The organism is Faecalibacterium sp. AM43-5AT, from assembly GCF_003603345.1.
Classification (GTDB): Bacteria; Bacillota; Clostridia; order Oscillospirales; family Ruminococcaceae; genus Faecalibacterium; species Faecalibacterium taiwanense.
Genome location: NZ_QVGZ01000004.1, coordinates 1 through 20166 on the forward strand (window position 1 = coordinate 1; position 20166 = coordinate 20166).

Sequence of the window (20166 nt, forward strand, 5' to 3'; positions counted from 1 at the left end):
TGCAATGCAGACAGGCTCATTTTTTCCAATCTTCTCATAAGGCAAATTATCGGAAAAGCCCAAGACAGTAATTTATGCGTATCGCGCTATCGAAACAAAACGGTAAAGTGGATTTTATCTGCTTTTCCGTTTTTCTTTTTGTCCAAAATTGTGAAATCTTTAAAACTGTATTCCAAAACGGTCCTGCAGATTCCTATTAGTGTAGGGGCTTTCAAAATCTTTTGTAAAACAGCTTTCCTCTGGTTCTATAAGTGGAAATCGAACAAAATCTATATTCTAAAATTAGGCAGTTCAACAAAATTTGAAAATCTGGTTGCCAAACACCCATTTTAGATTGTTATAGGTAGAGGGGAACGTTGGAAAAATGAATTTTCTTTGAACTTTTAAAAGACCCAGTTTAAAAACACCCCTTAAAGTTTGTATAGGGTATAGGAAGTATTTTCAAAAGTAAGCCAATTCGCTACGGCATCACTTCTGAAAATCCCTAATTCCTTACAAAGTCACATCGCACCTTGAAAATCGCATGAGCCACCCCAGCAGGATACCTCTGGTACTGAATGCGCATTCTGCGCGTCTTACCGGAAAATACGCCGGAGAAAATCGGGCAGGAACGGGCTGGGACAGAGTGGACGGTAGTTAAGAGCAAGATTCGCCTTTGTATACGAAACCGCTCCTACGGGCGGTTTCTCTACGGCGGCATCTTGGTGGGGATTGCGCTCCCCATACCCTCACATCGCGCAAAATCACATGATTTTGCCTGTTGGTGGCCTGCTGCAACAGGTCACAGCCGGAGTACAAACGCACTGCCGGGAAAATCAAATTTTTGATTTTGGAAAGGAGACCCCATGCCACGAACGAAGAAAAAAGTGAAATCTATCGTAAAGACAAAAGTAATCTCCGCACGAGTTACAGAAGTAGTACATGAACTTTTACACCAGCAGGCCGAAGATGCCGGAATGACGCTCTCTGAATTTGCAGCGCAGATGCTGATGAAAGGCCGCGTGAATACCTCGTATGTGTTCTATGTCCACCCGGACGAGATCGAAGCCATCACACGGGAGTTTGCCGCCATCGGGAACAACCTGAACCAGATTGCAGCATTCTTCAACAGTGGGGGTCTTCCATCACATGTTATGCGTGAAAACATCAACCATGCGATTGCCTGTATTTTTGAGATGCGGGAACAAGTCGCAGAAATGGCAGGAAAGAACTATGGCAATCTTAAAGCACATCGCAAGTAAGAGTTCCAGCTATGGTGCTGCACTGGAGTATCTGATTTTCAAGCATGATGAGCTTCGGAAAACTCCGATCCTTGACCAGAACGGAAATCGCATCATGCGGGATGAGTTTTATCTGGACGGTCTGAACTGTGAACCCTATTCCTTTGATGCAGCCTGCCAGCAGCTGAACAGTGAATATCAGAAGAACAAAAACAAGAATGAAATCAAAAGCCACCATTACATCATCAGCTTTGATCCACGGGACAGCACAGAAAATTGTTTGACGGGTAAACGGGCGCAGGAGCTTGGACTGGAATACGCAAAAGCAAATTTTCCGGGGCATCAGGCTTTGGTCTGTACGCACATGGACGGTCATAATGGCAGCGGCAATATTCATGTACATATCGTAATCAACAGTTTGCGAAAACTGGATGTGCCTAAGCAGCCCTTTATGGAGCGGCCCATTGACTGCAAGGCAGGGTACAAGCACCATGTGACGAACGAATACCTGAAACACCTGCAGAAATCCCTCATGGATTTGTGCCGCCGCGAGTTTCTGCATCAGGTCGATTTACTGTCACCATCCAGAACGGGTGTGACCGAAGCGGAGTATTGGGCACAGCGGCGGCTGGATGAGAAAAAACAGAAAATCGAAACGGAAGGATTTACGCCCAATCCGACAAAGTTTCAAACACAGAAGCAGCTTATCCGGGATGCCGTTGCCGCTGCTCGTGAGAAAGCAATCTCGTATGAAGATTTTCAAGACATCCTGCAGGATGAATACAACATTTTCGTCAAAACCCAACGTGGGCGTTATAGCTATCTGCCGCCGGAACGGAACAAGTTCATATCGGAGCGTTCTCTGGGAGAAAGCTGCAAAAGAGAATGTCTGGAAGGATTCTTTGTTCAGAACGCCGAGAAGAATCTGCGGTACAAGGAAGAACCCATACTGATCTTTACGACCAGAACCAGGCTGCGGCTCGTTGTGGATCTGCAGGAGAATGTTAGGGCACAGGAAAATCTGGCCTATGCACTAAAGGTCAAAATTAGCAATTTGCAGAAAATGGCTGAAACGCTGGTATGGGTACAGGAGAATAACATCAACGACCTGACAGAACTGAACGATCTGTGTAAGACAGCACGGGCTAATGCGCAGGCTGCGTATGAACGGCTGTCACAGGCAGAGGATGAACTGTACAAAAGAGGTCCAACAGCAATTTACGAAAGCATTTTTCAAGAAAAAAATCCGTGCAGAGCATTCCAAGGAATTGGATGCCTATGCAGAATCCGTGAAATACTTCCGGGAAGAAAACGATGGAAAACTGCCATCGCTGAAATCCTTGAAAAAGCGGAAAGAAGAACTGACGCAAGAAATCGCGGAGAGGAAAAAAGCGTATGCTCCCTTGAGGGAAGAATCCAGGCGTCTGAAAATTGCATCGGATAATGTGTACAGCATCTTCCGAAAAACCAATGAGATGAAATCCGATCTTGCATGGAAACGCGAGTGGGAGGCCAAAGTCCGCGAAAAGGCAAGGCAGGAGCAGGCTCGACAGGAACAGCGAGAGCGTCAACCGAAACGCAAGAAGCGTAGCTACGATATGAGCCTGTAAATCAGCAGGGTCTTCCACCCCGCACCCCGGAACCCTGTCGGATGCGTAAGCCCACAGGTGGCTTTCACATCCGATAGGGACTTTTGAAAATAGGAAGGAGGTCAATTTTCAAGAACGACAATTTATTTAAAATCGTAAAACGGAATATTACTACTCGACAGGCTGCAGAAGCCTATGGCTTTCAGCCCAACTGCAGCAGCATGATTTGCTGTCCATTCCATACAGACCGTAACCCCAGCATGAAAGTAGATTCCCGGTTTCACTGTTTTGGCTGTGGAGCGGATGGTGATGTTATTGACTTTACCGCAAAGTTGTTTCAACTGTCCCTGCGACGGGCGGCGGAAAAGCTGGTCGCAGATTTTGGACTTTCGGGGAATCCTGTTTTTCCACTACAGTATCCGAAAATTGTGGAATATAAAAGTCAAAACCCAATCCAAACATTGTACGAGTGCAGCGCGATTCTGGATGACTGGCGCAAACAATTTGCGCCGAAGTCAGCAGAGGAAGAACAGCATCCCTGCTTTGTTGCCAGCCTGCATTATACTGATTACATCCAATATCTGATAGAGAATCGACATTTTCTCACCGAACATCGGAAGGAGGTTCAACAGATTGCCCAACGAATCCGAAAATACGAGATCGACCATTTCCAACATCCGCAAAATGCTCTCGCAGGCTGAAAAAGGTGGTGTTCAGAACACGATTCAAAACTGTGTGACCGTTTTGCAGAACGACCCGATTCTTGCAGATTCCATCCGGCTGAATCTGCTGAGTGAACGCATTGATATTGTAAAGCCGATGGGCTGGCAGCGTTCTGGCCCTACACTGACCGACACCGATATGATGTACATTCTGCGCCGAATGGAAAAATACGGCCTGTACAGCGAAAAACGGGTGTCTGCAGCAATTCGCATTGTTGCCAACGAAAATCATTATCACCCTATCCGGGACTACTTGAATGACTTGAAGTGGGATGGCACAGCACGGATAAGCCGCGCCTTGCATCGCTTTCTCGGTGCCGCAAAAGATGAGCTTACCACGGAAGCATTGAAAATTTTTCTGCTTGGAGCGATCAAACGGGTGTTTCATCCCGGCTGCAAGTTTGAAATGATGCTTTGCTTGGTCGGTGGGCAGGGTGCAGGAAAATCCTCTTTTTTCAGGCTGCTTGCTATCAAAGATGAATGGTTCTCGGATGATTTGCGGCGACTGGACGATGATAACGTGTTCCGCAAGCTGCAAGGCCACTGGATCATGGAAATGTCGGAAATGATTGCGACTGCCAATGCCAAAAGCATTGAAGAAATCAAGAGCTTTCTCAGCAAGCAGAAAGAAACCTACAAAATCCCGTATGAAACGCACCCGGCAGACCGTTTGCGGCAATGTGTCTTTGCAGGTACGACCAACCGACAGGATTTTCTCCCCCGTGACCGTACAGGAAACCGACGCTTTATCCCCATCCCGGTGGATGCAGCACAGGCTGAAGTACATATTCTGGATAACGAAGCGGAATCCCGTGCCTATATCGACCAGCTTTGGGCAGAAGCCATGACGATTTACAACAGCGGTGATTATAAGCTGACATTCAGCCCTGCCATGCAGGAGGCCTTGCAGATTTGCCAGAAAGATTTTATGCAAGAAGATACGCAGGCGGGCATGATCTATGCGTTTCTGGAAGATTACACGGGCGACCGGGTATGTTCCAAACAGCTTTACGCTGAGGCACTGGGCAATCTGAATCTTCCTGCGGAGTGGGAAACCCGTGCCATCTGTGAGATCATGACTGCAGGAATTGCAAACGACGAAATCAAAGGGTGGACAGCTCATAAAGCAGCCAAACGCTACCCGAAGTATGGCGTGCAGAAAGGATGGGAACGTGTAACCGCTGCAAAAGCGGATGCAGACGGTTTTGTAAAACTTACAGACGAAGAAGCTCAGCAGATGGGAGTTCCGTTTTGAAGGGCTGCTTTACATCGTTGGTTACAGGTGTGGTTACATCCTTCATCTGTCAAAAAACTGCATCATTCCAAATGTTTTTTCCTATTTGTAACCATGTAACCTGTAACTGATAAGAAAAAACAAATACGGAAAGTTGCCAGCACATCGCCGCACAAAAAGTTTTCTACCGTGGTTACAGGCTACTGGTTACAAACAAAAATACGGAGGTTTTGCCTATGAAAGAAGTTCGCGTTTGCACAGCGAAGCGGAGCAATGAAAGCCCCAGTGGGGCTTTTAAGCGACGGAACGGTCTTGCGCAGCAAGATGGAGGAACCAAGTCCCGACAAGTTCCGATCTGGGAGAAAAGCAATCTGACGCTGGAAGAAGCCGCAGCCTATTCCGGCATTGGCATCAATAAGCTGCGCGAAATGAGCGATTCCAAAGACTGCACCTTTGTTCTCTGGAATGGTACGAAGCGGCTGCTGAAACGCCGTAGGCTGGATGAACACCTTGACCGATTATTTTCGATTTGACAATAAAAATGAAGTCGGCAGTTGAAAGCACCTCGGCGGTATGGTATGATTAAGCTGTAGGTTGCTTTCTGCCAACAATGGAGGACATAACGATGGCAGAAAGAAGAAAAGACTCAAAGAAGCGTGTTCTAAAGGAAGGTGAATATCAGCGCAGTAACGGAACGTATGAGTACCGCTGGCGCAGTGAAAACGGCAAGCGCAACAATGTGTACGCCAAAAGTCTGGAAGAACTTCGTGAGAAAGAAGCAGAGATTCAGCGTGACCGCAGTGATGGCATTCGTTCGGAAGCGCGGAACGCGACCATCAATGACATTCACGAGCAGTGGCTGCAACTGAAAAAAGGGCTGAAAGCCAATACGTTGGTCCATTACGAGTATATGTACAAGATGTATGTATTTCCGGAGTTTGGAAAGCGGAAGGTCGGAAGCCTGAAAAAGTCGGATGTGCGGCGGTTTTACAATGGCCTTGTGGATTCGCAGCGTTTGAAAGTGGCAACGGTGGAGAACATCCATACCGTGATGCATCAGGTGCTGGATTTTGCGGTTGAGGACGAGTATCTCCGCATCAATCCATCCGATAATGCGTTGAAAGAGTTGAAGCAGACGCATAACCTGGACAGCGAACGCCGCAAGGCTCTGACCGCAGGCCAGCAGAAGCTGTTGATGAACTTCTTGAAAAACAGTGAGAAGTACAATCACTGGCTTCCTATCATTACCGTGATGGTGGAATGTGGTCTCCGTGCTGGTGAGGCAACGGGTTTGCGCTGGGAGGACATCAACCTTGATACGGGTGAAATCAGTGTAAATCACACGTTGATTTATTACAGCCACCGGGAGAAAGGTTGTGTGTACGGAATCAATACACCCAAAACGGAAGCTGGAAATCGAATTGTGCCTATGACTCCGGCAGTCAAGGCTGCTTTTGTACAAGAGCGAGAGTATCAGAAGAAAACTGGAATTTCCTGCAAGGTGACGATTGATGGCTATACGGATTTTATTTTTGTAAACCGTTTTGGCGAGTGCCAGCATCACAGCACCATCAATAAAGGCATTGACCGTATCATCCGCGACTGCAACGAGGAACAGCTGGCAAAATGCGAAAGCGGTACAATTAAGCCGAAGAACCTTGTCCTGCTTCCGAAGTTTAGCTGCCACTCCTTGCGGCACACCTGCGCCACCCGACTTTGCGAGGCTGGAATCAACATGAAGGTCATTCAAGACGTACTGGGCCACGCCGATATTACCACTACCATGAACATCTACACTGAGGCCACAAAAAATCTCAAGAAAAAAGAAATCGAAAAGTTTGCTGAATTTTTATCTGCAAGTTCGACATTTGACGGAAAGGAGGAAACTGACTGATGGAAAGAAAATCTACATCCCCAGCAGCGCAGGTTCTTGCCCCGGCAGTGAGCGAGATTCGTTCTCTGCTGGAAGCTTCCCGTAAAAACATAGCACAGCAGGTCAATCAGGAACTGCTGTCAACTTATTGGAAGATTGGTGAGGTCGTTGTTCGTTGTGAACAAAATGACAGCATCCGTGCCGCATATGGTGAAAAGACCTTATCGCAGCTTTCCAGGGCGTTGACAAAGGAGCTTGGCAAGGGCTTTTCGCGCTCGAATGTTTACAATATGCGGCAGTTCTATCTCAGCTATCCAATTTTCCAGACAGTGTCTGGAAAATTGAGTTGGTCGCACTACTGTGAGCTGTTATCCATTTCCGATAAGGAGAAGCGCAGCTTCTACGAAAAGGAAGCAGTCAATTCTGGATGGTCTGTCCGTGAATTAAGACGCCAGATGGAAAGTTCCCTGTTTGAACGGCTACTCTTGTCTCGTGGGGATGCCAATAAGGAACAAGTTTTAGCATTGGCTGAAAAAGGTGTGGACTACACTAAGCCGGAGGACATTATCAAGGACCCGTATGTATTCGAGTTTTTGGGGCTACCGGAAGAAAAGCCGTTCCTTGAAAGCGATTTGGAAGCAGCACTGGTGCGACAAATCGAAGATTTCTTGCTGGAACTTGGCCGGGGCTTTATGTTTGTCGGCACACAGCAGCGTGTCACAGTGAACAACGCCCACTACTATGTGGATATGGTGTTCTACAATAAGATTTTACACGCCTATGTGCTGATCGAGTTGAAAACCACCAAGCTCACGCCCGAAGCCGCCGGACAAATCAATATGTATCTGAACTACTACGCCGCAGAGGTCAACGACCCGGAAGATAATCCTCCTATCGGCATCATCCTCTGCACTGACAAGGACAGCGTGGCAGCCGAGTATGCGCTGGGCGGTTTGTCGAATCAGATTTTTGCATCCCGGTACGTCTTGTATATGCCGAACAAGGAGCAGCTTATTGGACAGGTGGAAGAAGTCTTGAAGCGTTGGCACTCTCACGAAGACGAATAAGTTTACCACCAGCCTTACCACTGACTTACCACCAATTTGAGAATAGCTGTAAACAGTTGCGTAGAGTTGCGAAAAATAAGACCTTTTTATCTTGCACAAACAAAGGCTTATGAACACTTGTAAACAGCTATAAATCACCACCAGTCAAGCTCCCTACGATGAAGCCGATTGAGCAGTAAAATCCGCGTTTGCGCAGCAATGAAAGCCCCAGTGGGGCTTTCAAGCGGCCGAGCGGTCTTGCGCCAGCAAGATGGAGGGGCCTTGCCCCGACAAGCTCCAATTTAAGCACAGCAAAGCCCCCGGCAGGTTTGCGCCTGCCGGGGGCCGTTTGCTGTTTTACTGCTTGGGGAACGCCTTATTCCACACTTCGATCACCTTGAACTTCGGGGTCCAGCCTTCGGGTTCAAAGCGGTCGCCCTTGGCATCCATGATGCCCTGCTCGGTGCACCACTGTGCGGCCTTGGCCGTATCGGGGTCAGTCACATCCACAAAGGCGGGTGCGCCTGCGGGTTCAGGCCTGCCTGCGGTGTTCCACACCAGCAGCGCCAGCTGGCCGCGGTTTGCCGGGATGGCTGCGCCTTCGGGCAGGAGGTTGTGCAGGATCACTCGGGTGGTGATCTCGTAGCCGCCCCAGATGGCTGCACCGCCAACGGCCACGGCGGCAATTGCACCGCCTGCAGCAGAGCTGGCATCGTAGCCAGCGCCGGGGTCAAGGGATTCGTCCGGGTCGATGGCCGACCAGTGGGCGATCAGTTTGACCGGGTAAGCGGGCATCTCAAACGTCGTTTTTGCACGGTTGGGTTCTTCCAGCTTGAGCTGCAGCTCTTCCGGCACATTCTCCGGGAAGTTCTCAGGGTACACGATTTCCCATTTCACGAACACCTTATCGGGGTGTTCCTCGGTATCAGCAGAGATCTCCACCTTGGTGCCGATCTCTGCGGAGATACCGCTGCCCTCGCCCAGAGTGGACTTTGCCTTGCCGCCCTCAACGGTGACGGTGTTCCTCAACACAGAAGCGGGGATGCTGTAAACAGCGGTCAGCTTCACATTGCCTTTGGGCATATCAAAGCTGATCTCCTCGGTGCCTGCTTCAGTCGCAGAACCCAGACTGCCCGCAGTCGGGTCGACGCTGATGTTTCCCTCTTCCACCTTCCAGTGGTGGAACTTCACGCCCTTGGCGGCATCCTCATCGGTGGGTGCGTTGGCCTTGACGGTGACCTTTTCGCCCTCAAAGGCGGTAGTAATCTGGCCGGTGGTGTCGTCGCCCACCTGCGCGGTGCCGTTCGCAACGGTAATGCTGTAAGTCGTCTCCCTCGGCTCAATGCGCAGGTAGCTGCTTTCTGCCGCTTCTGCAAGCGGATGGATGCGCAGGTCGATCAGTTTTGCATCCGGCTCATCGCTGATATAGTAGACGTAGGCCTTGCCGTCTGCCTGTGTAAAGTCAACAGTGCCCACACGGCCGCCCTGTGCGTTGTTTTTCAGGATCACAGTACTGGAAGCGGTGATCTTGGTATCTTCGGAGACTGCTCTTTCGGCATCACTGATGGTAATGGTGACATTCTGGGCCTTGTTGATCGTCAGTTCTTGCGCCGCTCTACCGTCGGTACTCTCAATGGTCACGTCACCGTTGCTGGTGATATTTGCGCTGCCCGTCACAGCGCTGCTGTCCGCAGAAAGGATCACTTCGCTGGAATCATAAATGTTCAGGTTTCCGTTCACAGCCATATCTTCGTCGCTGCTGATATTCACCTTACCGGTGCAGTTGATGTAAGCCCAGCCATCAATTGTTGCATACTGGTCACTGGTGACGGTCACATCATCTGCACCTACAACACTCGGATCGTCCTGCTGTCCGATCGTCAAATCGCCTCTACCGATGCCGCCGTTCAAAATGACATCCGTTTTCGGCGCTCTGATCTTCAGCAGGTTCTTGATCCTATTTGCTGCCGTCAGGGTCTTTTGCTCCGGGTCGTAGACGATACGCCCACTCTTCAGGTTTTGATAATTCTCGCTGGTGACAGGCTTATCGTCAACATAAATGCCAAAATTTTGCACGACCTTATTGCCAACCTGATTGCCGTTGTTGAGATCCATCTGATATGCCGTTTCTTCCGTCATACCGTTCTCTTCGTCCAGCACGCTCACCGCGCTTTTGGCGGCGGTGCTCTGCTGGAGCAGGTCATCGGTGCTTGCGGCCAGAGCCGGGGCGGAAAGGGTGAACATCATGCATCCGGCCAGCGCCACCGATACTGCACGCCGGATAAGTTTGCCTTGTTTCATGGTACAACCTCCTTTTTTCCCCTCGTATTTTTACGGGGGGGGTATGTATTACAGTACCTTGATTATCCCACACTTTACCGCATTTTGGAAGCAAACCTGCGTGAATCGCCCTAAAAGCAGCGTGAAAAGCACGATTTGTGCCGGTTCTGTTGCAGATACCCGGCCCGCAGGCACAGCAAAGCCCCCGGCAGGTTTGCGCCTGCCGGGGGCTTTGTTGTGTTATGAAAGATCAATCCTTCTTCTCTGCTGTGCGGGCAAAGAAGTTGGCGAGGATCGCACCGGAAATGTTATGCCACACGGAGAACACAGCGCCGGGGATGGTAGCCAGCGGATACTGTGCAAAGTGTGCGGCGGCCAGACTGGTTGCAAGGCCGGAGTTCTGCATGCCCACCTCGATGGAGATCGCGCGGCACTTGGTGGAGTCCAGCTTGAGCAGCTTGCCCACGCCAAAGCCGGTGAGGTAGCCCAGCACATTGTGCAGGATGACCACCACAAGGATCAGCAGACCGCTGGTCATGATCTTGGCGCTGTTGGCGGAGACCACGGCGCAGATGATCAGCACGATGGCGGTAGTGGAGACCAGAGGCAGCACGCGGACGGCTTCCTCGGTGAACTTATGGAAGAAGTGATTGACCACAAAGCCCAGTGCGATGGGCACCAGCACCACCTTGACGATGGACATGAACATGCTCATGGGGTTCACGTCAACACGCTGGCCAGCGTACAGCAGGGTGAGCAGCGGGGTGAGGAGCGGAGCCAGCACGGTGGAAACAGCGGTCATGCCAACGGACAGTGCAACGTCGCCCTTGGAAAGGTAGGTCATCACGTTGGAAGAGGTGCCGCCGGGGCAGGTGCCAACCAGGATCACGCCAATGGCCAGCTCGGTGGGCAGATGGAACACCTGCGTGAGCGCCCATGCCAGAAACGGCATGAGGGTGAACTGTGCAACGCAGCCCACGATCACATCCTTCGGGCGGCTGAACACCACCTTGAAGTCCTCCGGCTTCAGGGTAAGGCCCATGCCGAACATCACGATGCCCAGCAGGTTATTGACCCACGCCGTCTTTACCACGCTGAACGGGCCGGGGAAGAACAGGGCACCCGCAGCCACCACAATAACGATGGCGGCCATGTACTTGCCCACAAAGTCGCTTACTTTTTCCAGTGTTTTCATAGTTGTTTCTCCTTTTCCTTCTGACATGCTTTGGGACAAAAGCATCCGCAAAATAAAACGCCCTTGTCCCCTACGGTCTGTAAGAGACAAAGGCGTGTAATATCCTCTGCGGTACCACTCTTATTGCCAGCACAACGCTGACCACTCAGTGCACGTCCAACAACGCGCGGCCCGTGATAACGGGGGCCTGCCGTTCCTGCTTACTGGGGCGCACACCGTCCATTCAGCCGGAAAGCTCAGAGAGGATCTTCCCACGGATGCCCTGCACTGCCTTGCACCAACCGGCAGCTCTCTGCAACATTCCTTCCGGGTACTCTTTCTCGTCATAGCCGTAATCTTCTTGGTGACATGGAGTATACTCCCCTGCAAGGGCAAAGTCAATAGAATGAGGCCTTCTGATTTTTCATGCAGTTCATTTCAGGAGTGAAAGTGGTTCACGCAGCAGACAAAGCAGAACGGCATCGGCACCGACTGCTCCGGCAAGATGACGCGAAGCCATGGTCTAAAGAGTAGGCTGGGTAAGATGCTCATTCTTTCCAACGGTTACTACGGCGGCATCTACTACCACGGCATTTTGCTGGACGCTTTCCGCAAGCACGATGGCAAGCGTGCCCGGGTCATGATGGAAGAGCACCTGCAGCACGGCCTGTACGATCTGGAATCCGATAATCTTGGGCAGGAGAAAAACGACCTCTGAGCCGCTTTTTCCTGTCTGATACGCAAAAAAGATCCCGTTCACCCAGAAGTGGACGGGATCTTTTATTGCTTATGGGGCTTTACTGCAGCCGATCAGGCTTTGACGAAGGCAGCTGCTTCCTCAGCGCAGATATAGCCGCTGTCAATGCACAGGCCATAGCAGAAGCCGGGGATATCGTAGTAGGGGCTGTAGTACAGGCTGCCGCTGTCGGTGCCGGCAACGTACAGGCCGTCGATGGGCTGGTTGTCCAGATCCAGAGCGCGGCAGCAGTCGTCGGTGCGCACGCCGCCAAAGGTGCTCCATGCACTCGGCTCACACTGCACAGCGTAGAAGGGGCCTTCCTTGATGGGGCTGAGGTACCACTTGTTAGCACCAAACTGCTCGTCCACGCCCTTCTCGCAGTACTCGTTGTACTTTGCAACGGTCTCAGCCAGATGGGTCAGGCCGAACTTCTCGCCCAGCTCTTCAATGGTGTCAGCCTTGACCAGCCAGCCTTCCTTCAGGCCCTCTTCAATATCGCTGGGCAGGTTGTCCAGAATGCGGCCCTTGAAGTAGTTGCCAATGAACCAGTTCTCGCTGGTAGCGCCCTTTGCAGTGGTGTACTCGTACAGGCCCTGCGTGGTCATGGCATCCACATAAGCCTGATCCACAATGCCGTACCAAGGGGCGTTCAGCAGGATCTGCTCGGAGCCGTAGCTCATGGGGTAATCGCACAGCAGGCCCTCGTTGATAAAGCGCTTGCCTTCGCCGTCCACCAGCAGGTTGCCGTACAGGCCGAACTTGAAGCAGTAGTTCTGGTCGTACTTATCCTGCTTTGCGGGGCGGCTGGCCTTGCTGTTGGTTCCGCCGTACTCGCAGGGGCAGTAGCCAAAGGTCTTGCACAGCACAGCGCCTGCGTCGTTTGCCATTACAATGCCGTCGCCGGTGCACAGGCTGTTGCCGCCTGCAGCTGCGTTCAGCTTGCGGGTGTGCAGGAACTTCTCCTGCAGGTCGCGGTTGCCAAGGAAGCCGCCGGATGCAATGATGACAGCGCCTGCATGGACGGTGATGGGGGTGCCGTCCTCTTTTTCAGCGGTAAAGCCGCAGATCTTGTCGTTCTCCACGATCAGGCTCTTGGCTGCGGTGTTGTAGATCACCTGCACGCCGTTGTCGTCCAGAGCCTTCTCCCACAGCTGCACGCGCTCATCCAGAGCGTTGGTGATCAGGTGGAAGCCGCCCTTCTCATCCTTGAAGGGGGTCTCGAAGCGGAAGTTTGCTTCCTTCATCTCGTAGCCGATGCCCACCAGCTCTTCCACAGCGTCCTTGGAGGTCTCCAGGCAGCGCTTGATCAGGCTGGGGTTCGGGGTCCAGTGGGTGTAGTTCATGGCATGGTTGAACACTTCGTCCACAGTCAGGGTGGTGCCGCCCTCACGTGCGTGCAGCACGCTGGTGTCCACTGCAAAGGGGCCGGAGACCTTGATGCCGTTCACGCCTGCAACGCTGCCGGCCTTTTCCACGGTGAGCACCTTCATGCCTTTCTGGGCTGCCACGATGCTTGCCATAAAGCCTGCTGCGCCGCAGCCAATGACGGCCACATCCACATCGTATTCCTCAGCTGCGCCTGCGGTCTTTTCCACAGTCTTGGCCAGCCATGCCTGACGGTCGCCGCCTGCCTGCGCAACACAGTCTGCAATGGCTTCCTTGACAGCGCGGCTGGAATTGGTAGCACCGGTAATGCTGTCCACGCCGCCTGCCTGATTGTCCAGAATGGCGGGGATCAGCTCGTTCTCCACCTGACTGAACAGCGCGGGAGTCTCGTTCTGGCCCACGATCTTCACATCGGTCAGCGCAGTCTCAGAGAAGGTGCACTCCAGCTCAATGTCGGAGATATTGCCGTAAGCCTTGGCGGTGTAGGTGCCGGGCTTGAAGGTAAAGCCAGCCTCGGAAGCTGCGCTTGCAGCAGCAGAGGAAGCGGTGGAGGAAGCAGCAGTGCTGGAAGCAACAGAGCTTGCAGAGCTGCCGCAGCTGGTCAGCACACCGGCAGCAGCAGCGCCGACGGCACCGGCAGCAGCCTTTTTCAGGAAGTTGCGACGGGAAATGCGGTTTGCCATGATAAGGTTCTCCTTTACGTTTTCTTTCTTCTTCGTGTGTACGATGTTTTCCGGTCAGGCACCGCCGGGCCGGAACTTCGTTTGACATTTCACGAACAACACTTTACAGCATAAACCGGGTTTAAGGTCAAGCACCGTTACCGTTTTGAAACTTTGTTTGTCATTTAACAACAAGAAAGCCCCTGTGAGTTTGTGCAAACTCCACAAGGGCTTTTTGTGTCTATTGTGCTGTACCGCGTTTTTGGCTCAGATTACCGGCAGGATCACCGTCTCCATGTCCTTTCCGCAGCCATCCAGATTCAAAAAACCGGGCAGGATCATCATTTTTTCCCGCATATGGTAGCCGTGGGCAGTCATCCAGTCCAGAAGCAGGGCAAAGGTTTCCTTGCGCACGCTCTCCTCCCGCGTCAGGCTGCGGTGATACACGATGCATTTGCCCAGATTCATCCAGTGGACATGGGTGCGGTCATATGTTCCAAGCCGCCACTCCTCCGAAGCCGGGATGGCACAGACATAGCTGGGGTCCAGCTCCGGTTTTTCGGAGCTGAACTGCGCCGTCTCGATCACCCGCGCATAGCTGGAAATGGACAGCAGCTCCACAAAGCGGGAAATGGTCTCCCCTGCCTGCCCCGCCACGCTGAAGTCCCGCCCATTGGAAGCATAGACATATATTTTATCCGGCACATCCTGAACCGAAAAGTCTGAACCGGGTTCCATGTTCAGCAGGCCAATGGCCTCATCCAGCGCCTGCAGGCGGTATTCCAGCAGCTGCTTCTCGTGGGTCAGGGTGTAGCGCTGCCGCTTGAGAGATTGCTCAAACTGTTCGGTCTGCTGCTTTTCGTCCAGCATCCGCACCGCTTCCTCTATGCTGAAGCCATACTGCAGCAGGCAGCGGAAAGCGTTCACCCGGAATGCATCCTCCGGGCTGAACCAGCGGTAGCCGTTTTTCATCCGCTTCACCTTGAACAGGCCGATCTTTTCGTAATACCGGATCTTGCTCTGGGGCAGACCGGTCATGTTGGAAAATTCTCGGATATAATAGCCCTTTTCGTTTTCGCTCACCGTGCTTCCTCCTTACCCCGGAGCCGCACCGCCCGGCACCGGTTTCTTTGCCAGTTCTATTGTAACATACTTTTTATAAAAAGCAAAAAGGCAGGCCCTTTCCCAGCGGAAAAAGCCTGCCTTTTCTATATTTATATCAGAACTGCTTACTTTGTAGCCAGATACTTGCCCAGCTCACGGCCCAGCGTCAGGCACATACCAATGCTCACACCGGGGATCGGGGTGATATACTCGGGACCAAAGCGCATACCGCAGGTGTTGCCGGAAGCGTACAGGCCCTCGATGGGCTGATAATCCTCGTTCAGCACCTGCTGGTCATTGGTGGTCACAAAGCCGCCGGTGGTCACCAGTGCAAAGCCCAGACTCGGGGTGGTGACATGGGCGTAGAAGGGAGCCTTTGCAACTGCATTCAGGAAGTGCGGGTCCTTGGCAAAATCGCTGTCGTAGCCCTCGGCGCAAACCTTATTGTACTGCTCCACAGTAGCGGAAAGGGCTGCAGGCTCCACACCGATGTACTCAGCCAGCTGTTCGATGGTGTCGGCGCAGTACCAGCCGTTGGCGCCCTCGGCACCAGCAGCCTTTGCGGCCTCAAAGTTGCCCTTCATGGCTTCCACCACAGCGGGCATGTCGTACTCGAATGCCTGATGGCCGGGGAAGCCGCGCAGGATCTGGGTCTCATAGGTGCTGTCGTAGATGGAGGTGATATTGCCGCGCTTTGCACGTGCCATGAAGAAGCCGTTGATCTCCGGGCCGGCAAAGGCTTCGTTCTGGAAGCGCTGGCCATTCTCGTCCACCCACAGGGGGCCGGGCAGATAGTCGGGCACGGCCATGGAGTCGAAGTTCATGGTGGAGATGTCGCCCTCCAGACGGCCGCCTGCCCACACACCCATCTGGATGGTGGAGCCGTCGCGGCCAAAGGGAGCAAAGAAGTCCTCATCCTTGGTGAACAGACGCTTGATGTCCGGCAGCAGATCGTCCATCATTTCCTTGTTGCCGCCAAAGCCGCCGCCTGCCAGCACAACGCCGTTCTTCGCGTTGATCTTGAGGTAATTGCCGTCGCTGTCCTGTGCGATCACGCCGGTGACCTTTGCGTCGTCCATTACCAGCTGCACACCCTTGGTGCCAAACAGAGCGGTGGCATTGTCAGAGAAGTTCTCTTCCACATAATTGTAGTTATCCCAGCTCAGGTCCTTCAGCTCCAGCTGACCGGCGGTGTTGTTGTTCTTCTCGCCGCTGGTGGGGTTCTCCCAGTAGTTCTCCCACCATTCCAGTGTGCCGGTGTAGTAGTGCATGCCGTTGTTCAGCTGGTGCACGGTGTACTCGTTGTCCGGCCAGAACTGGATGCGGGTCTTGGCCAGCGTGTCCGGGTTGATCTTGTCCAGCCACCAGTCCACAGTGCTGCCGCTGTTCTTGGCAAACTTCATCACCAGTGCGGTGTTTGCCTTGCCGTGGGTCTGCATCATCCAGTTGTTCACAAACTCCACTTCGTCCACCTTGGGCACACCGTGGCTCAGCAGGTATGTACCCGCCATGGACCGGGAGCTGTGGAACCAGTTTGCGCAAGTCCTCACCCGCCACGGCAGCGACCCGCAGAACATCAAATTTGCGTATTCCATGGAGGAGTTGATGCTGCAGCTGGCTTTCTACGGCGGCTATACCATCCTTGCCGAGCCGGTGCTGGCTCAACTGCCCGCCAACAAAAACCTCACCTTTATCCCGCTGGAAAATGATACCGTTCCCGCTTGGGCCGTGTGGAATCGCGAGAACATCTCGCCCGCCCTCCGGCTGCTTCTGCGTGAGCTGGATATTGACCCGTGACCTGCTGCAGAATGCATTGACGATCTTGCGCAAAAGCGCTGCTCTTTTTTCAGAAATGCAGCAAGAAAGGTCTCTCCGGCGCTGCGTGGAGAAATGCAAAGGTCGATCACATGAATCAAAACGATCCTGTCCCGGACGATTTCACTCTTTCGCCGGCCTTTGTGGATGCACTGCCCGCGCTGTTTTTTGCCTGCAACATGGTACTGGTGGCAGGAATTTTGCTTTTATCATGAATATGCAGTGAGCCGGAAGCCTCTGATCTACAGAAGGCTCCCGGCTCATTTGCTATGGATTTTTTACGTAGATGCCATTCGAGTCCTTGGTCGAAACAAAAATTCCACGTCATGCGACTTGGGATTTCCTGGCAGCCTATTCTGTTGCTCAAACATCCCACTGGGGTGTTTATTGCTGTCGCAAACGCAAACCTCCGATAAACAAAAAATGTACCCGAACCCTTTCTCATAAAGAATCGGGTTCGAGTACGAACTGTATGGTGGAGAATTAGGGACTCGAACCCCAGACCCCCTGCGTGTGATGCAGGTGCTCTAACCAGCTGAGCTAATCCTCCATATTTTGTTTTGTGCGTTCCGAACTGGAACGTGATTATTATAGCACGGCCTTTGCCAAAATGCAAGCCCTAATTTTAAAAAAATCACACTTTTTGTATCCGTTTTCCGGTTGCCCTTTGATGCCAAATCGTGTATACTGAACACAGAAACTTTCCCACCGGGAAAAGAGGTACAAAAAATGCTGACACTTCGTGGAATCATTACGCTGATCGTTCTGATCGTTCTGTTTGCACTGGCCGTTGTGTGGATCTCCAAGCAGGGCGGCTGGAAGGGCGAGGGCTGCGGCGGCAACTGTGCATCCTGCCACAGCCACTGCGAAAAACAGGACCCGAACAAAAAAGCCTGAGTTCAAAAATGCCCCCGGACATTGCCTGCTGGCAGCGTCCGGGGGCATTCTGCTTTCAGCTTTCCGTCTCGCGGTAAAACACCCCGCGCTCTGCCGCGTACACGGCAATGGTGCTCAGCAGGTCCTGATGGGCTTTCTGGTAAGTAGTGCGGCCGATGTGCAGCTGATTGATCACATCGTCCTCCGTGCGGTGCTGCACATAGCGCAGCTCGAACAGATCCGCACGCAGCGGGTCGTTCTGCCGGTAATAAGCAAGGCCCTCCTCAATGGCGGCGCACCAGCTGCGCTCCACCGGGCTTCGTGCACGCTGCCGCATCCCATACCGGTACAGTGCCAGCCGCGTCTGATTTCTCTGCTCGCTTGTCATGTTCTGCCCTCCTCTTTTCATCCGCGCGGCGTGCCAGCACTTCGCGGCGGTTCTGCTCTTCAAAAAAGCAGAGATCCCGCTCGTACATGCTCAGACCAAGCACCGCGCTCAGCCGTTCTGCTTCGCTCAGCTTGAACTGTGTGCGCCCCTGCAGTTTCAGGTTCAGTGCATTGGGGCTGATCTTCAAGGCTCGTGCCACATACTGCATCTTGTACCCACTGGCGCGGATATAATCCCGGATCATTTCAGTATTTGCCATATTCCGCTCTCCTTTTTTCGTATCGGCAATGCCGTTTCACAATCTTTAGTTGTAGTATATTCCTGCATTGATTCAGTGTCAACCCATTTTTGCAAATTCGCAGAAAAAAGTTGATTTTAATGCAATTTTTTGGTATACTTCTGGTAACAGCATTCTTTTTGCAGAACAACCATACGTTTTTCAGAGAGGTTTCGCATGTCTGAGCTTTCTACCCGTCTGCATCTGCGCCGCAAAGAACTGGGCCTTTCGCAGGAAGAGCTTGCCCAGCGCATGGGCTATCGGTCCAAATCCTCCATTACCAAACTGGAAAAAGGCATCAACGACCTGCCGCAGTCCAAGGTGGAAGAGCTGGCAGCCGCGTTGGAGACCACCCCTGCCTATCTGCTGGGGCTGGACGCACCCTGTCCGCCGCCGGGCTTTGAGCCGCTGCCTGCCATGACGCAGGTCCCGCTGATCGGTTCCATTGCCTGCGGCACTCCTATCACGGCAGAGCAGAACATTGAACGCTATATCGGCGTTCCCGCCGCGTGGCGCGCCGACTTTGCCCTGACCTGCCACGGTGACAGCATGTCCCCCACCATCTGCGACGGCGACATCGTATGCATTCGCTGCCAGCCGGAGGTGGAGCAGGGCGAGATCGCCGCAGTGCGCATTGGCGGCGAGGCCACCCTCAAGCACTTCCACCGGCAGGGTGATGCTGTGATGCTGCTTGCGGACAATGCCGCCGTCTGCCCACCCATGATCTTTACCGGCCTGCAGTTGGAAGAGCTGCACATTGAGGGCCGCGCTGTCGGCCTGTGCCGGGGGCTGTGAGCCGCCTGCAGTCTTTCAGGCACGTTTCATAAAAGAAGGAGGCTTCTCATGTTTTTCTCCCGCAAAAAGCCTGCCCGTTCTTACGACCCCGCCACCCAGCAGCCTGCACTGCGGTGCAGCATCTGCACCGGGGAGCAGGTGGCCGGTTTCATCTCCCCGGATGGCCATTTTGAGGACGTTCAGCTCATTCGCACGCCTCAGGAACTGGACGCATTCCGGGCACGGTACAGCATCCCGCCGGAATACCCCCTGAAAAAGATCTATTAAAAGGAGTTCACCATGCCCACTGCACCTGAAGAGATGACCCTGAAGGTCATTGCCCATATCCATACTGCCTTTCCCACCAAGTTCGGTATCCCGCGCCAGAGCGGCCTTGTGGACGAGCTGCGCGGCGAGGTGATCTTTACGCCCGAATACCGCAATGCCGATGCCGTGCGCGGTCTGGAAGATTTCAGTCACATCTGGCTGGTGTGGCAGTTCTCCGGCGCGGTGCGGGACAGCTGGTCCCCCACTGTACGCCCGCCGCGTCTGGGCGGCAACACCCGCATGGGCGTGTTCGCCACCCGGTCGCCGTTCCGCCCCAATCCTTTGGGCCTTTCCAGCGTGCGTCTGGAAGGCATCGAGCACCGGCCGGACGTTGGCCCGGTGCTCATCGTGCGCGGTGCCGACCTGATGGATGGCACCCCCATCTACGACATCAAGCCTTACATCCCCTATGCCGACTGCCACCCGGATGCCGCCGAGGGCTTTACCGGCCAGACCCAGTTCCACCGTCTGCAGGTACAGTTCCCGCCCGAATTGCTGGCACAGGTGCCGCAGACCGACCGCGCCGCCCTGACCGGCGTACTGGCAGGTGACCCGCGCCCCTCCTACCAGCACGACCCGCAGCGGGTGTACGGCATGGAGTTCGGCCCGGTAGAGGTGCATTTTACCGTGGATGGCGAGGTGCTCACCGTGACTGGCATCGCCCGCCGCTGAGAGGAAGC

21 protein-coding genes, 1 tRNA gene and 1 other annotated feature are annotated in these 20166 nt (G+C 53.2%); of the genes, 14 read left to right on the plus strand and 8 right to left on the minus strand.

Annotation, left to right across the window (positions count from 1 at the left end; translation table 11 throughout):
- Positions 1 to 845 precede the first annotated feature (845 nt).
- The 8 genes from DW937_RS06500 to DW937_RS06530 all read left to right on the plus strand — a co-directional run bounded on the left by DW937_RS06500 (position 846) and on the right by DW937_RS06530 (position 7705).
- Entirely contained in the window at positions 846 to 1241 is a 396-nt protein-coding gene (locus DW937_RS06500; RefSeq protein WP_120120475.1) for a plasmid mobilization relaxosome protein MobC, read from the plus strand.
- A complete protein-coding gene (locus tag DW937_RS06505) occupies positions 1213 to 2664 on the plus strand; it encodes a relaxase/mobilization nuclease domain-containing protein (RefSeq protein ID WP_165852904.1) in 1452 nt (483 codons plus the stop codon). The genes DW937_RS06500 and DW937_RS06505 overlap by 29 nt, the downstream gene beginning before the upstream one ends.
- A gap of 31 nt (positions 2665 to 2695) precedes the next feature.
- A complete protein-coding gene (locus DW937_RS15400) occupies positions 2696 to 2830 on the plus strand; it encodes a hypothetical protein (protein ID WP_279221252.1) in 135 nt (44 codons plus the stop codon).
- Between the two features lie 200 nt (positions 2831 to 3030).
- Positions 3031 to 3510: a CHC2 zinc finger domain-containing protein gene (locus DW937_RS06510; protein WP_120120477.1), complete on the plus strand. Its 480-nt coding sequence runs from the start codon at positions 3031 to 3033 to the stop codon at positions 3508 to 3510.
- Complete coding sequence (locus tag DW937_RS06515) at positions 3494 to 4786, plus strand: virulence-associated E family protein (protein ID WP_120120478.1); 1293 nt, start codon at positions 3494 to 3496, stop codon at positions 4784 to 4786. The genes DW937_RS06510 and DW937_RS06515 overlap by 17 nt, the downstream gene beginning before the upstream one ends.
- Positions 4787 to 5118: 332 nt before the next feature.
- Complete coding sequence (locus DW937_RS06520) at positions 5119 to 5298, plus strand: excisionase (RefSeq protein ID WP_120120570.1); 180 nt, start codon at positions 5119 to 5121, stop codon at positions 5296 to 5298.
- A 92-nt stretch (positions 5299 to 5390) separates the two neighbouring features.
- Positions 5391 to 6659 carry a tyrosine-type recombinase/integrase gene (locus DW937_RS06525; RefSeq protein ID WP_120120479.1) on the plus strand — a complete coding sequence of 423 codons (1269 nt, stop codon included), beginning with the start codon at positions 5391 to 5393 and terminating at the stop codon, positions 6657 to 6659.
- A complete protein-coding gene (locus DW937_RS06530; protein ID WP_120120480.1) occupies positions 6659 to 7705 on the plus strand; it encodes a PDDEXK nuclease domain-containing protein in 1047 nt (348 codons plus the stop codon). Before DW937_RS06525 ends, DW937_RS06530 begins: the two co-directional genes overlap by 1 nt.
- A gap of 336 nt (positions 7706 to 8041) precedes the next feature.
- Here the strand turns inward: DW937_RS06530 and DW937_RS06535 are convergent, their stop codons facing one another.
- Together DW937_RS06535 and DW937_RS06540 are read right to left on the minus strand one after the other, a co-directional pair.
- Positions 8042 to 9985, minus strand: a complete 1944-nt coding sequence (locus tag DW937_RS06535) for a hypothetical protein (protein WP_120120481.1) — start codon at positions 9983 to 9985, stop codon at positions 8042 to 8044.
- Positions 9986 to 10214: 229 nt separating this feature from the next.
- Positions 10215 to 11159, minus strand: coding sequence for a bile acid:sodium symporter family protein (locus tag DW937_RS06540; protein WP_097777253.1), 945 nt, complete (start codon positions 11157 to 11159; stop codon positions 10215 to 10217).
- Between the two features lie 80 nt (positions 11160 to 11239).
- Positions 11240 to 11495, minus strand: a binding site (T-box leader).
- A gap of 187 nt (positions 11496 to 11682) precedes the next feature.
- Here DW937_RS06540 and DW937_RS14910 point away from each other — a divergent pair.
- The gene (locus DW937_RS14910) at positions 11683 to 11856 is read left to right on the plus strand and encodes a hypothetical protein (protein WP_165852906.1); all 174 of its coding nucleotides are present in this window, start codon (positions 11683 to 11685) and stop codon (positions 11854 to 11856) included.
- Positions 11857 to 11948: 92 nt separating this feature from the next.
- Here DW937_RS14910 and DW937_RS06545 read toward each other — a convergent pair whose 3' ends face one another.
- From DW937_RS06545 to DW937_RS06555, 3 genes are all read right to left on the minus strand, one after another.
- Positions 11949 to 13946 (minus strand): FAD-binding protein, encoded by a 1998-nt coding sequence (locus DW937_RS06545; RefSeq protein ID WP_118526735.1) that lies wholly within the window; start codon positions 13944 to 13946, stop codon positions 11949 to 11951.
- Between the two features lie 246 nt (positions 13947 to 14192).
- Positions 14193 to 15008: a MerR family transcriptional regulator gene (locus DW937_RS06550; RefSeq protein WP_243089016.1), complete on the minus strand. Its 816-nt coding sequence runs from the start codon at positions 15006 to 15008 to the stop codon at positions 14193 to 14195.
- 146 nt (positions 15009 to 15154) lie between these two features.
- Positions 15155 to 16540 (minus strand): FAD-binding protein, encoded by a 1386-nt coding sequence (locus DW937_RS06555; RefSeq protein ID WP_165852907.1) that lies wholly within the window; start codon positions 16538 to 16540, stop codon positions 15155 to 15157.
- Here DW937_RS06555 and DW937_RS06560 point away from each other — a divergent pair.
- Positions 16539 to 16826, plus strand: coding sequence for a hypothetical protein (locus tag DW937_RS06560; protein WP_165852908.1), 288 nt, complete (start codon positions 16539 to 16541; stop codon positions 16824 to 16826). The genes DW937_RS06555 and DW937_RS06560 overlap by 2 nt on opposite strands.
- Before the next feature lie 491 nt (positions 16827 to 17317).
- On the opposite strand, the gene DW937_RS06565 is transcribed toward DW937_RS06560, so the two are convergent.
- A tRNA-Val gene (locus DW937_RS06565) sits at positions 17318 to 17394 on the minus strand.
- Between the two features lie 179 nt (positions 17395 to 17573).
- Between DW937_RS06565 and DW937_RS06570 the strand changes: the two genes are divergently transcribed.
- Entirely contained in the window at positions 17574 to 17741 is a 168-nt protein-coding gene (locus DW937_RS06570) for a FeoB-associated Cys-rich membrane protein (RefSeq protein ID WP_044953787.1), read from the plus strand.
- A gap of 55 nt (positions 17742 to 17796) precedes the next feature.
- Here DW937_RS06570 and DW937_RS06575 read toward each other — a convergent pair whose 3' ends face one another.
- Together DW937_RS06575 and DW937_RS15180 are read right to left on the minus strand one after the other, a co-directional pair.
- Positions 17797 to 18033 (minus strand): hypothetical protein, encoded by a 237-nt coding sequence (locus DW937_RS06575; protein WP_118526695.1) that lies wholly within the window; start codon positions 18031 to 18033, stop codon positions 17797 to 17799.
- Entirely contained in the window at positions 18005 to 18367 is a 363-nt protein-coding gene (locus tag DW937_RS15180) for a helix-turn-helix transcriptional regulator (RefSeq protein WP_005942847.1), read from the minus strand. Before DW937_RS15180 ends, DW937_RS06575 begins: the two co-directional genes overlap by 29 nt.
- A gap of 195 nt (positions 18368 to 18562) precedes the next feature.
- Here DW937_RS15180 and DW937_RS06585 point away from each other — a divergent pair, with 195 nt between their 5' ends.
- Genes DW937_RS06585 through tsaA form a run of 3 tightly spaced genes read left to right on the plus strand, consistent with a single transcriptional unit; the run spans position 18563 to position 20158 of the window.
- Positions 18563 to 19180, plus strand: a complete 618-nt coding sequence (locus DW937_RS06585) for a LexA family transcriptional regulator (protein WP_120120483.1) — start codon at positions 18563 to 18565, stop codon at positions 19178 to 19180.
- A 48-nt stretch (positions 19181 to 19228) separates the two neighbouring features.
- Positions 19229 to 19447, plus strand: a complete 219-nt coding sequence (locus DW937_RS06590) for an aspartate dehydrogenase (RefSeq protein WP_120120484.1) — start codon at positions 19229 to 19231, stop codon at positions 19445 to 19447.
- 12 nt (positions 19448 to 19459) lie between these two features.
- On the plus strand, positions 19460 to 20158 hold the full coding sequence (gene tsaA, locus DW937_RS06595) for a tRNA (N6-threonylcarbamoyladenosine(37)-N6)-methyltransferase TrmO (protein WP_120120485.1): 699 nt from the start codon (positions 19460 to 19462) through the stop codon (positions 20156 to 20158).
- Positions 20159 to 20166 lie beyond the last annotated feature (8 nt).